10 protein-coding genes and 1 pseudogene are annotated in these 12,493 nt (G+C 70.6%); 2 read left to right on the forward strand and 9 right to left on the reverse strand.

Annotated features, from left to right (window positions below; translation table 11 throughout):
* The first annotated feature begins 87 nt into the window (after positions 1-87).
* Positions 88-582 (forward strand): MarR family winged helix-turn-helix transcriptional regulator, encoded by a 495-nt coding sequence (locus ACZ7L9_RS32960; RefSeq protein WP_471421048.1) that lies wholly within the window; start codon positions 88-90, stop codon positions 580-582.
* Here the strand turns inward: ACZ7L9_RS32960 and ACZ7L9_RS32965 are convergent.
* From ACZ7L9_RS32965 to galT, 4 genes are all read right to left on the reverse strand, one after another.
* Positions 544-1,365, reverse strand: a complete 822-nt coding sequence (locus tag ACZ7L9_RS32965) for a LuxR C-terminal-related transcriptional regulator (RefSeq protein ID WP_471421050.1) — start codon at positions 1,363-1,365, stop codon at positions 544-546. The genes ACZ7L9_RS32960 and ACZ7L9_RS32965 overlap by 39 nt on opposite strands.
* A gap of 319 nt (positions 1,366-1,684) precedes the next feature.
* On the reverse strand, positions 1,685-2,851 hold the full coding sequence (gene galK / locus ACZ7L9_RS32970) for a galactokinase (RefSeq protein ID WP_471421052.1): 1,167 nt from the start codon (positions 2,849-2,851) through the stop codon (positions 1,685-1,687).
* Positions 2,848-3,828: a UDP-glucose 4-epimerase GalE gene (galE, locus tag ACZ7L9_RS32975; protein ID WP_471421054.1), complete on the reverse strand. Its 981-nt coding sequence runs from the start codon at positions 3,826-3,828 to the stop codon at positions 2,848-2,850. The genes galK and galE overlap by 4 nt, the downstream gene beginning before the upstream one ends.
* Positions 3,825-4,868 (reverse strand): galactose-1-phosphate uridylyltransferase, encoded by a 1,044-nt coding sequence (gene galT, locus ACZ7L9_RS32980; protein ID WP_471421056.1) that lies wholly within the window; start codon positions 4,866-4,868, stop codon positions 3,825-3,827. Before galT ends, galE begins: the two co-directional genes overlap by 4 nt.
* Before the next feature lie 100 nt (positions 4,869-4,968).
* On the opposite strand from galT, the pseudogene ACZ7L9_RS32985 reads away from it, so the two are divergent.
* Positions 4,969-5,154 (forward strand): annotated as a pseudogene (locus tag ACZ7L9_RS32985) (Na+/galactose cotransporter); the annotation flags it as partial.
* Positions 5,155-5,277: 123 nt separating this feature from the next.
* Here ACZ7L9_RS32985 and ACZ7L9_RS32990 read toward each other — a convergent pair.
* The 5 genes from ACZ7L9_RS32990 to ACZ7L9_RS33010 all read right to left on the reverse strand — a co-directional run bounded on the left by ACZ7L9_RS32990 (position 5,278) and on the right by ACZ7L9_RS33010 (position 12,409).
* A complete protein-coding gene (locus tag ACZ7L9_RS32990; RefSeq protein WP_471421058.1) occupies positions 5,278-5,973 on the reverse strand; it encodes a helix-turn-helix transcriptional regulator in 696 nt (231 codons plus the stop codon).
* Between the two features lie 277 nt (positions 5,974-6,250).
* Complete coding sequence (locus ACZ7L9_RS32995) at positions 6,251-8,140, reverse strand: outer membrane protein assembly factor BamB family protein (protein ID WP_471421060.1); 1,890 nt, start codon at positions 8,138-8,140, stop codon at positions 6,251-6,253.
* Between the two features lie 160 nt (positions 8,141-8,300).
* Complete coding sequence (locus ACZ7L9_RS33000) at positions 8,301-10,214, reverse strand: outer membrane protein assembly factor BamB family protein (protein ID WP_471421062.1); 1,914 nt, start codon at positions 10,212-10,214, stop codon at positions 8,301-8,303.
* Between the two features lie 243 nt (positions 10,215-10,457).
* Positions 10,458-10,586 carry a hypothetical protein gene (locus ACZ7L9_RS33005; protein WP_471421064.1) on the reverse strand — a complete coding sequence of 43 codons (129 nt, stop codon included), beginning with the start codon at positions 10,584-10,586 and terminating at the stop codon, positions 10,458-10,460.
* A gap of 8 nt (positions 10,587-10,594) precedes the next feature.
* Entirely contained in the window at positions 10,595-12,409 is a 1,815-nt protein-coding gene (locus tag ACZ7L9_RS33010) for an ABC-F family ATP-binding cassette domain-containing protein (protein WP_471421066.1), read from the reverse strand.
* Positions 12,410-12,493: the final 84 nt, after the last annotated feature.

The following is a 12,493-nucleotide window of genomic DNA, read 5'->3' on the forward strand; positions in this document are numbered from 1 at the left end:
GGATCAGAATCACCGAGGAACTATCTTGATGTCAAGACACTCGAATTCAAGAGACTTCATGTCGACAGACCCTCTACACTGATCCACATGGAGGACGAGGTCGACCGACTGGTCGCTGCATGGCGCCGCGAGCGCCCCGACCTCGACGTGGAACCACTCGAGGTGCTCAGCCGCGTCTCCCGCCTGGCCCGCCATCTGGACCGGGCCCGCCGGATCGCCTTCTCCGAGCACAGCCTCGAGCCGTGGGAGTTCGACGTGCTGACGTCCCTGCGCCGCGCCGGCGCCCCCTACCAGCTCTCCCCCGGCCAGTTGCTCACCCAGACCCTGGTCACCTCGGGCACGATGACCAACCGCATCGACCGGCTGACCAAGAAGAACCTCGTCGAGCGGCTCCCCGACCCCAACGACCGCCGTGGCGTGCTGGTCCGGCTCACCGCCGAGGGTCGCGACAAGGCCGACCAGTCACTGGCCGGCCTGCTCGCCCAGGAGCGCGCCATCCTGGGCGAGCTCTCCATGCAGCAGCGGGGTGAACTGGCCGGGCTGCTACGCCGGTTGACTGCCCCGTTCGACAACATCCCGTAGGGCCTGTCCGGCCGCTTCCAGGTCCACCGGTCCGACACCCGCCCGCCGGGCCAGTGCGACGGCGGCCAGCGTCGAGTGCACACCCAGCTTTCCCAGCACGTTCTGCATGTGGGTACGCACCGTGTGCGGGGAGAGGTAGAGCCGCTCCGCCACCGCCTTGCGCCCCAGGCCCGCAACCATGCAGCGCAGCACCTCGCGCTCGCGCGGGGTCAGCGACTCGACGAGCTGTTCGCTCTCGGTGCGGTGCTTGCGTGCCGCCGTCAGCTCCCGCAGCACGCCCGTGAGCAGGGCGGGGGGCAGATGCGTCTCGTCGCGCAGCACTCCCCGGATGACCGTGAGCAGCCGTTGCAGCGAGCAGTCCTTGGCCACCCAGCCCGAGGCCCCGGCCTGCAGCGCCAGCGCGGCCCGGAGCGGGTCGTCCTTCTCGGCGAGCACCACCGTGTGCACGGAGGGCCGGCCCGAACGGACCACGGCGACCAGCGAGATGCCGTCCACCGGTACGGGCTCCCCGCTGCGGGGCGCCGGGACGGCTGCCCGGTGGCCCCGCGCACCGGCCGGGTCCCCCGCCCCGCCCAGGACGCCCAGTTCGGCATCGATCAGCATCACGTCGTAGCCGCGCCCCTCGGCGGCGGCCCGTTCCAGACACCGCAGCGCGGCGGGCCCGCTGCCCGCCGCCGCCACTTCGACGTCCGGCTCGGCCGCGAGCGCCGCCGCGAGCGACTCGGCGAAGATGCGGTGGTCGTCCACCACGAGAACCCGGATACGAACCACAGGCACCCCCATGCTGCCTCTGTTGCTGGGCCACCCCCGGCCCGACGAAGGGACGGAACGGCGGCGGGTACGGCCGCCCGGATCGAGGAGATGGACCGCAGTCCCACGGCCGCCGCCGTGTGTCGACTGCCACCCGCCCCGGGCGCCGTACCCGACTGTCTCGTACCCCTGAATCAGCACCGGCCCCCACCGGTGCTGTGCATCAGCGTACGGCCGTGCGGCCGATGGGGAAGGCGATTCGCAGAACTGGCAGGCTCCGCTCCGTAGGGTGTGATAGGTGATTCGTCGTGAGGCGGCAGTGAACGGGCCTCAGCGGTCACCCGACAGGCTCTCAGCCGAGGCGTCGGGCACCCGCCGAAGGAACCGCCGGAAAAATGCGCGGCGACGCGTACCCCGCCGAAGCGAACGCCGCCAGCACGGACTTGGCGACCGTGTCCGCCTGCGCCTCCTCCACCAGGACGATCGCCGAGCCGCCGAAGCCGCCGCCGGTCATCCGCGCGCCGAGCGCCCCGGCCTCGCCCGCCGCGGACACCACCAGGTCCAACTCCGGGCAGGAGACGCGCAGATCGTCGCGGAGCGAGGCGTGCCCAGCGTCGAGGACCGGGCCCGCTCCCCGCACATCGCCTGCGTCGAGCAGCGCGATGACCTGCTTCACCCGCTCGTTCTCGCTGACCACATGGCGTACGTAGCGCACCACGGGCTCGTCGACGCCGACCGCGGCCAGGGTGTTCAGGGCCGCGCCGAGTCCGTCGTACGGCAGCTCGCGCAGCGTACGTATGCCGAGTGCCGCCGCCCCCGCCTCGCAGCCGGCCCGCCGCTCGGCGTACGCGCCGTCGCCGAGCGCGTGCTTGACCTGGGTGTCGACGACCAGCAGCCGCAGTCCTTGGGCGGCCAGGTCGAAGGGGACCTGGCGCTGGGTGAGGTCGCGGGTGTCGAGGTACAGGGCGTGTCCCTCGGTGCAGCAGGCGGATGCCATCTGGTCCATGACCCCGCACGGCACGCCGACGAACGCGTTCTCGGCGCGCTGACCGATGACCGCCAGCTCCGAGGCGGAGAGCTCCAGTTCGAAGAGGTCGTTCAGCGCCAGCGCGGTGACGACTTCGAGGGCAGCGGAGGAGGAGAGTCCGGCGCCGGTGGGGACGGTGGAGGTCAGCTGGATGTCCGCCCCGGTGACCGGGTGACCGGCCTCGCGCAGCGCCCAGAGCACTCCGGCCGGGTACGCCGCCCAGCCGTGCCCCTGCTGGGGGGCCAGTTCGTCGAGCCGGAGCCGGACGACGCCGCCCGGTACGTCGGCCGAGTGGAGCCGCAGTTCGCCGTCGGTGCGACGGGCCACGGCGGCCCGCGCGGTGTGCGGCAGCGCGAGCGGCATCACGAAGCCGTCGTTGAAGTCGGTGTATTCGCCGATCAGGTTGACCCGGCCGGGCGCCGCCCAGACTCCTTCGGGGGCGGTGCCGTACAGCTCGGTGAAAGCGGTGCGCAGCTCGGCGTCGTCGGTCATGGGGTGGTGGGCTCCTCTCGGCGGGCGAACGTCCAGGCATCGGAGACGATTCCGGTCAGGTCGGCGCGTGACGGCGTCCAGCCGAGCCGCTCCCTGGCGGTGGCGGCGGAGGCGACGAGCACGGCGGGGTCACCGGCGCGGCGCGGGGCCGCGGTCTCCGGGACCGGGTGGCCGGTGACGGCGCGGACGGTCTCGATGACCTCGCGTACCGAGAAGCCGTTGCCGTTGCCGAGGTTGCAGATCAGGTGCTCGCCCGCGGTGGCCGCGTCCAGGGCGCGGAGGTGGGCCTCGGCGAGGTCGGCGACGTGGATGTAGTCGCGGACGCAGGTGCCGTCGGGGGTCGGGTAGTCGTCGCCGTACACGGAGATCGACTCGCGCTGTCCGAGGGCGACCTGGAGGACCAGTGGGATGAGGTGCGATTCGGGGCTGTGCCGTTCCCCGTAACTGCCGTACGCCCCGGCGACGTTGAAGTAGCGCAGCGAGACCGCGGCCAGTCCGTGGGCGGCGGCCTCACCGGTGATCATGTGGTCGACGGCGAGTTTCGTGGCGCCGTAGGGGTTGGTCGGCGCGGTCGCGTCGGACTCGGTGATGGGGGTGGTGACGGGTTCGCCGTAGGTCGCGGCGGTGGAGGAGAAGACCAGGGTCCGTACGCCGGCGTCCCGCATCGCGGCGAGCAGTGCGACGGAACCGCCGACGTTGTTCACCCAGTACTTCTCCGGTTCCGCGACGGACTCGCCGACCTGGGAGTACGCGGCGAAATGCAGCACCCCGTCGTAGGAGGCGTCCAGCCACTTCGCCGCGTCCTGGACGCGGCCCTCGATGAACTCGGCGCCGGCCGGGACGCCCTCCCGGAACCCGGTCGAGAGGTCGTCGAGGACGGTGACGGCGTGACCGGCCTCCAGCAGATGCTGGGCGACCACGCTGCCGACGTATCCCGCGCCACCTGTGACCAGGTACTTCTTCTGGGGCTTGCTCACTCGCTCGCTACCTCTCGCAGTCGCTGGGCCGCGGCCTCCGGCGGCACATCGTTGATGAACACATTCATGCCGGATTCGGAACCCGCGAGGAACTTCAGCTTGCCGGAAGTGCGTCGGATGGTGAAAAGCTCCAGATGGAGCCCGAAGTCCTCCCGCCCGGGAATCCCGAACGGGGCCTGGTGCCAGGCCGAGATGTACGGGGTCGGCGGCTCGCCGGGGCCGAAGATCCGGTCGAATCGCCTCAAGAGTTCCAGATAGACCTGTGGGAACTCCGTGCGCGCGGCCTCGTCGAGTTCCCTCAGATCGGGGACGCGGCGGCGGGGGTGGAGATGGACCTCGTACGGCCAGTGCGCCGCGTACGGCACGAAGGCGACCCAGTGCTCGGCGGCGATGACGATCCGCGAGCCGTCCTTCTCCTCGCGGGCCACGACGTCGTCGAAGAGGTTGCGGCCGGTCTCGGCGCGGTGGGCCTGGATCGAGCGGAGCATCAACTCGGTGCGCGGGGTGACGAAGGGGTATCCGTAGATCTGCCCGTGCGGATGGCCGAGCGTGACGCCGATCTCGGCGCCCCGGTTCTCGAAGCAGAACACCTGCTCGACCTGCGGAAGCCCGGCGAGCTCGGCGGTGCGGTCGGTCCATGCCGCGAGGACCAGGGCGGCCTGGTCCTCGGTGAGGTCGGCGAACGACGCATCGTGGTCGGAGGTGAAGCAGACGACCTCGCAGCGGCCGGAGTCGCCGGCGAGCGAGGGGAAACGGTTCTCGAAGACGGCGACGTCGTAGTCCGACTCGGGGATCTCGCTCAGCCGGCCGTCCCGCGAGGGACAGAGCGGGCACTCGTCGGCCGGCGGGTGGTAGATGCGGCCCTGACGGTGCGAGGCGATGGCGACGCTGTCGCCGAGGAGCGGGTCATGGCGGATCTCGGACGAGGTCGAGACCGCGTCGAGGGGACGCCGGTCAACGGCGTCGCGCACGACATCGTCGCGGCTGTCGTAGTAGAGCAGCTCCCGGCCGTCGGCAAGCGTCGTAACCGTCTTCTTCACCAGGTTCCTCCAAACATAACCAAACACAATGAATCACAAGTCAACAGGTGCGTCAACGGCGAACATCGCGCGAAAAAGGTGTGCGTACAAGGGGTCCGGGGGTCCGGCTGCCGCGTTCATGGCCGGCATGGCGGCGAACGTGTCGTCGTTCAACACGGTGTTCACCACCGATATCTGGGCCCGGTACGTGATGAAGGACCGGCCGGACGCGTATTACCTGCGCTTCGGGCGGCTGAACACGGCGATCGGGGTGCCGGCCTCCATCGGCACGGCAGTTCTTCCTGCTCCGGCTGAAGCTGCGCCCGACGCGGACGCCGGCCGAGGGCCCGGACCCGGCCGACGGCTGACGCACCGCCTTCGGCAGGAGGCCCGGCCTTTGGCGGAGCTCACAAGCAGGGGCCCGACGGCATCACCCGATGCCGTCGGGCCCCTTCATGTCGAGCGGCACCGCCCGGTCCAGCAGTCCCGTGCGGGCCGCGAGGGCAGCGGCCTCCAGCCGGGAGCCGACACCCAGCTTCATCAGTACCCGCTGCACATGGGTGCGCGCGGTGCTCGACGCGATCCGCATCCCGGCCGCGATCAGCCGGGTGTCCTGCCCCTCGGCGACCCGCACCAGGACCTCGATCTCGCGCGGGGTCAGCAGCTCCAGCAGCCGCTGTCCCTCGTCGTCCGGCGCCGCGGCCGGGTTGAGCAGCTCGGCGAAGGCGCCCTGGAGCAGCTGCGGCGTCACCGCGGCCTCACCGGCGCGCGCCTTGACCATCGCGCGCTCGACGCCTTCCATGCGCTCGTCGAGGCGGACGTATCCCGCCGCGCCCGCCGCGAACGCCGCCGCGATCCCGCGCGGGCTGGGCACCGGACCGAGCACCACCACCGCCACCTGCGGGCGCTCCCGCCGGATCCGTACGATCGGGTCGAAGGCACCGGGCTCGGCGGGCGCCGCGGTGCCGAACAGGCAGACGTCCGGAGCCCTGCTGACCACCAGCTCCGCCGCACCCGTGGTCGGCGCGGCCGCCGCGAGCACCCGGTGGCCCCGCAGTTTCAGCGCCGAGGCCAGCGCCTCGGCGAGCAGTCGGTGATCGTCGACCACCATGAGCCGCACGCCCATCGAGCACACCCCCGTAGCACCGGCGCCAGGCCCCCCGGCCCGCCCTGCCCCGGCAAGCTACACGCTTGTTCGACGTTACGGGCGCCTTACGGCAAAAAGCTTGAGACGGCCAACTCGGCGTGCGTTCAAGACCAGTTGACAGCCTGTCATGTTCGACCGGGCGTCGTTTCGATGCGCCTGCCGACCACTGACGTTCGACGATGGCAGCGTCCGGGCCGTGGGCGCGCGCGGGGGTGGAGCCGACGGAGGAACGCCACCCCGCGCCTGCGGTGGGCAGTTACTCCCTGCTGAAGCCGACCGCCAGGCGGCGGCTCTCGTCCAGGGATCCATGGGGCTTGCTCACCATGGTGCTGGACAGGTACAAGTGCCCGTCGTTGTAGAGGAATTCGGAGTAGTCCGGCGTGAAGCTGGTCTCCGCCTCGCGGACGGACCGGTCGCTCGGGTTCTCCATCAGCACCGTCTGCTTGAACGTTGCGCCGTCGATGGAGACGACCTGGCCGCCCTTGTCGTACGGGGGCTCCCGGTACGCGATGATGTTGCCGCCGTCCATGCGGATCGGGAACATCGTGTAGCGCTCACCCGCGTCGGCCCGGTCACTGGTCGGCTTGCCGGTCGTGAGGTCGAAGGAGACGATCTCGTTGGTGTCGCCGTACTCGCCGGTGCCCTCGTGGGCCTCGGTCGGCACGTAGATGCGGTTGTTGCCGACGGCCAGCTGGCTGCAGCTCTCGACCACGGTGGAGTGGCAGTTCGCGGCGTACTTCTCGCCGTCCGCCGCGATCCTGGTGAGCAGCTTGCCGGTGGAGGCGTCGATCGAGAAGAAGTCCGAGATGCCGCTGCCGTCACCGGCGGTGTCGCCGACGTCCGCCGCGACGACCAGCGGCTTGGTGGAGACGATGCTCGCGTAGTCGACACCGGGCGGCATCTTGTACGAGGAGATCGGGGCGCCGGTGGTCGGGTCCAGCGCCTGGATGACGAGCTGCGGGTCCTCGTACGTACCGCACTTGCGGACCACGGCGAGCGCGTCGCCGCCGCCGTAGCCGGTGTCGTAGCAGCCGTCGGTGGAGACCTTGGGCTTCCAGCGCTCGGCGCCGGTGTTGAGGTCGAACGCCGCGCCGCCCTCGGTGCCGGCCGCGGCGACCGTGGTGCCGCTGAGCGTGATCTCGTCGTACCTGACCGGCTCGTCACCGCTGGTGGCGGCGGTCACCGACTTGCTCCACATCAGCTTGCCGGTGCTCAGGTCGAGCACGCCGACCTGGTTGCACGGCTGGTACTTCTTGGCCTTGGTCGGCTTGCCCGCCTCGAAGGCGACGGCCGTCTTGTAGTCCTTGGACATGTGCCGGGAGGCGGCGCAGACCTGGCCCGCCAGCGGGATGGACCACAGCTTGGTGCCCTTGGCCAGGTCGTAGCCGACGATCTCGTTCAGGCCGGTCTTCACGTACGCCTTGTCGGTCAGCCAGGAACCGGCGACCTTGGTGACGTCACCGACCTTCGGCAGCGGCAGTTGGAAGGCGACCTTGGACTTGGGGTCCGCCGGTGCCTTCTCCTTGCCGCCGCCACCGACCGCGCCGCCCTGGCCGCCGCCCTTGCCCTCGGCGGTGCCGCCGGACTGGGACGCCTCCTCCTTCTTCTTGCCGTCGTCACCGCCGCTGGAGGAGTACCAGACGCCACCGGCGACGATCAGCACGACGGCGACCGACGCGGCCACGATGATCTGCATCCGGGTGCTGAACTTCTTGCCGCCGTCGCCGTTCCCGTTCGGCTGCGGCGGGTACTGCTGCTGCATCGGGGCGGTCGGGTAGCCGTACCCCTGCTGGGGCGGCTGACCGGGCGGCAAGCCCTGCGGGATGCCGTAACCCTGCTGCGGCCGGCCGGGCACGGGCGCCTGCGGGTAGCCGTAACCCGGCTGTGGCGGCTGCCCCTGCGGGTAGCCGTAGCCCGGCTGTGGCGGCTGACCCTGCGGGTAGCCGTAACCGGGCTGCGGCGGCGGCCCCGACGGGTAGCCGTAACCCGGGCCCGGCTGCTGCGGCGGGCTCCCGGGCGGCGGGGTCTGCGGGGCGCCTGCCGGTGGCGGGGGCTGGGGGGCGCCGAACCCACCCGGCGGGGGGTCCTGCGGGGCACCGAACCCGCCCTGGGGCGGGTCGTTGGGCGGCTGCGGCGGCTGCGTCATGGCGTACGTACCTCGGGGGGAAGGGAGAGTCGGTGAGTCGGGGCGGGCAGCGGACGAAGGTGCTCGGACCGCTGCCCGCCGTGAACCGTCGGGCGCCGACGGGTCGGTACCGTCCGTCGGACGCCGACGGCCCGGTTCCGTCAGAAGTCTTCGTGAGCCGTCAGTTGCCGAAGGCCATCATGGTCTTCGTCTCCAGCTCTTCCTTGTCGTTTCTCGCACTGACCCGTCCACTTGCGATGAAGGAACGGCCACCGGCGTAGACGACCTTCGTGTTGTAGAAGGTGCTCTCGATCTCGGACACCGAGACGGGGTGCTTCAGCACCATCTGCACGGTTCCGCCGGTCGGTGCGAGGGTGGCGATCCCGCCGCCCTTGTTGTAACCGGCCTCCACGTAGAGCAGCACATTGCCGCCCTCCATGCGCAGCGGCTTCACCATGCGCTCGGCCGGGGCCGCGGCCTTCCACTTGGGCTTGCCGGTGTTCAGGTCGAACGCCACGACCTTGTTCGTACGGGCGAGGCCGCTGGAGTCCGGCGAGGTCGACATGTAGAACGTGTTGGCGTCGGCGGCGACACCCGTGCAACCGTCCAGGGACTTGCCGAAGATGGCGAAGACGCTGCCGCAGTCCGGCGAGAACTTGTCGCCCTTGTCACTGACGAGCCCGGAGCGGAACGAGCCGTTCTCCTTGAGGGAGAGGATGCTCCACTCCTTGTCCTTCTTCAGGGAGACCACCAGCGGGCTCACCGAGAAGACCCGGTCGACCTCCCAGCCGCGCTTGGGCCGGTACGTCCACCTGGGCTTCCCGGTGGTCGGGTCGAGCTCCTGGATCTGGTGCTGCGGATTGTCGACGTCGTCGGTACGGCAGTTGGAGGCGGCGATCAGTTTGGGCCCGCCCGCGAAGGCGAACGGCTGGCAGTTGCCCGGCTGCTTGCCGAACAGTTCCTTGCCGTCACTGATCTGGTAGGCGTTGGAGTTGCCGGTGCGCCCGACCGTCACGGTGTTGCCGCTGATGGCGAGCGAGATGTCCGACATGATGTCCCAGATGCCGTTCTTCTTGATCGACTTCTTCCAGCCGGCCTTGCCGGTGTTGAGGTCGATCATCTGGAGGTCCGAACAGACCGCCTTGTCGGTGGTGCCGTTCTTGACCCCGATGACGATCTTGCCGTCGGTGGTGGTCTGCGAGGGCGCCGCGCACAGGTCGGCGGGCAGCTTCAGCGTCCACTTCTGCTTGCCGTCGGCCACGGAGTAGCCGGAAATGCTCCGGTACATGCCCTTGACGACGGTGTCGCCGACGACCCAGGGGCCGTACACGTCGGAGCCGCTGCGCGGCAGGTCGATGTCGTTCTTCTGCAGCCAGAGGACCTTCGCCTCGCCCTCCTTGCGGCCGGCGTTGAGGTCGTCGCCGGTCTCTCGGCCGTCGTCGTCACCGTTGCCGTCGCCCTCGTCGACGGAGGGCGAGTTGCTCGGCTTGGCGTCCTCGCTCTTCTCCGCGACGGGCTTCTTGTCGTCGCCCCCGCTCGTGGCGATGAAGACGCCGCCGCCGATCACGAGGAGCGCGACGACCGCGGCGCCGATGATCAGCGCGGGCTTGCGCTTGAAGAGGTTGCCCCCGCCGGGGCCGCCGGGACCGCCCGGGGCCGGTGCGCCGGGGTACTGCTGCTGCGGGTAGCCGTAACCGGGCTGCGCCTGCTGGCCGTACGGGCCGGGCTGCTGGTTGTACGGGCCGGGCTGCTGGTTGTACGGGCCCGGCTGCGCCTGACCGTACGGGTTGGGCTGCTGGCCGTAGGGGCCCGGCTGCTGCTGGTTGTACGGGCCGGGCTGCTGGGGGTAACCGTAACCGGGGGCCTGACCGGGTATCTGGCCGGGGGCCTGGCCCGGCGCCTGGCCGGGGGCCTGGGGATGGCCGTAACCGGGCTGGGCGGGCGGCGGGGTCTGCGGAGCCGGCGGAGTCTGCGGCGGCTGGGCGGGCGGCGGGGTCTGCGGCGGGCCCTGGGGCGGCTGAGGACTTCCCGGCGGCGGCTCCAGCGGTGCGCCGAAGCCTCCCTGCGGCGGTTGCTGGCTGGGCGGCTGGGTCATCAGCACGTCCCCCTTCGTGCGGTCCGGTGCCCGTTCCGGTCTCCCCCGCGATTCCACGGAGTTCAGGGCCTTGTCGGCCTCTGAACTCCACGGAAAGGAGCGAATCGGGCATGGATCCCGCAGTGTCACGACAGTCGAGCGGGGCTTCTTTGTACCACCCGCATCACCACGGACACCGGGTCGGTCCACCCCCTGTTCCCAAGGGAGAACCGGCCCGTGATGCCGCCGTTACGCCTCGGACCGTCAGTTGCCGAAGCCCGCTGTCGACTTCATCGACTTCTCCGCCTCGTCGTCGATCCCGCCGATCCTCGTGCGCACGAGGAAACCGCGCCCGTTCAGACAGGCGACCCGGGAATCGAATACCGCAGACACCGCAGCGATCAGGCGTCCTCGGCCAGTTCCAGCCAGCGCATCTCCAACTCGTCGCGTTCTGCGACCAGTTCGCGCAGCTCCGCGTCCAGCTTCGCGACCTTCTCGAAGTCCGTGGCGTGCTCCGCGATCTGTGCGTGCAGCGTGGTCTCCCGCGTCGACACCTTGTCGAGCTGCCGCTCCACCTTCTGCAGTTCCTTCTTCGCCGCACGTGCGGCCTGCGGGGAGACGGTCGCGGCCGGCGCGGTCTTCTCCTTGACCGCGGGTGCGGCGGAGGGCGTGGCCGCCTCCTCCATCCGCTGCCTGCGCTCCAGGTACTCATCGATCCCGCGCGGCAGCATCCGCAGCGTGCGGTCGCCGAGCAGCGCCATCACCCGGTCCGTGGTGCGCTCGATGAAGAACCGGTCGTGGGAGATCACGATCATCGATCCGGGCCAGCCGTCGAGGAGGTCCTCCAGCTGGGTCAGGGTCTCGATGTCGAGGTCGTTGGTGGGCTCGTCGAGGAAGAGGACGTTCGGCTCGTCCATCAGCAGGCGCAGGATCTGGAGCCGGCGCCGCTCACCGCCGGAGAGGTCGCCGACCGGGGTCCACTGCTTCTCCTTCGAGAAGCCGAACTGCTCGCAGAGCTGGCCCGCGGTCATCTCCCGGCCCTTGCCGAGGTCGACCCGGTCCCGTACCTGCTGCACCGCTTCGAGCACCCGCAGGTTCGGGTTCAGCTCGTGGACCTCCTGGGAGAGGTAGGCGAGCCTGACGGTCTTGCCGACGACGATCTTCCCGGCGGCGGGCTGGGTGTCGCCCTGCGTGCGGGCCGCCTCGGCGAGCGCCCGCAGCAGCGAGGTCTTGCCCGCGCCGTTGACCCCGACCAGGCCGATCCGGTCGCCGGGGCCGAGCTGCCAGGTGAGGTGGGTGAGCAGCGTCTTGGGACCCGCCTGGACGGTCACGTCCTCCAGGTCGAAGACGGTCTTGCCGAGCCGCGCGTTGGCGAACTTCATCAGCTCGCTGGTGTCGCGCGGCGGCGGCACGTCGGCGATCAGTTCGTTGGCCGCCTCGATGCGGTAGCGCGGCTTGGAGGTACGCGCGGGGGCGCCGCGGCGCAGCCAGGCCAGCTCCTTGCGCATCAGGTTCTGCCGCTTGGACTCCTCGGTCGCGGCGATCCGCTCCCGTTCGGCCCGGGCGAAGACGTAGTCGCTGTAGCCGCCCTCGTACTCGTGGACCGTGCCGCGCTGGACGTCCCACATGCGCGTACAGACCTGGTCGAGGAACCAGCGGTCGTGGGTGACGCAGACGAGCGCCGAACGCCGTGCCCGCAGATGGCCGGCCAGCCAGGAGATGCCCTCGACATCGAGGTGGTTGGTCGGCTCGTCGAGGACGATCAGGTCCTGTTCGGCGATGAGCAGCTTGGCCAGCGCGATGCGGCGCCGCTCACCGCCGGAGAGCGGCGCGATGACGGTGTCCAGGCCGTGCTCGAAGCCCGGCAGGGCGAGCCCGCCGAAGAGCCCGGTGAGCACATCGCGGATCTTGGCGCTGCCCGCCCACTCGTGGTCGGCGAGGTCGCCGATCACCTCGTGGCGGATGGTCGCCTGCGGGTCGAGCGAGTCGTGCTGGGTCAGGACGCCCAGGCGCAGCCCACCGCTGTGGGTGACGCGGCCGCTGTCCGCCTCCTCCAGCCTGGCGAGCATCCGGATGAGGGTCGTCTTGCCGTCGCCGTTACGGCCCACGACACCGATCCGGTCCCCCTCGGACACCCCGAGGGACACGCCGTCGAGCAGGGCACGGGTGCCGTACACCTTGCTGACCTGCTCGACATTGACCAGATTGACGGCCATTTCACTCCTGCCCAGGGGGATCGATCGACTTCCCAGGGTACGGGGCGGCAGGGACGGGACGTCCGCTCGCCCTTGCGGCCCCGC

It is taken from the genome of Streptomyces sp. NPDC111516 (assembly GCF_055635345.1).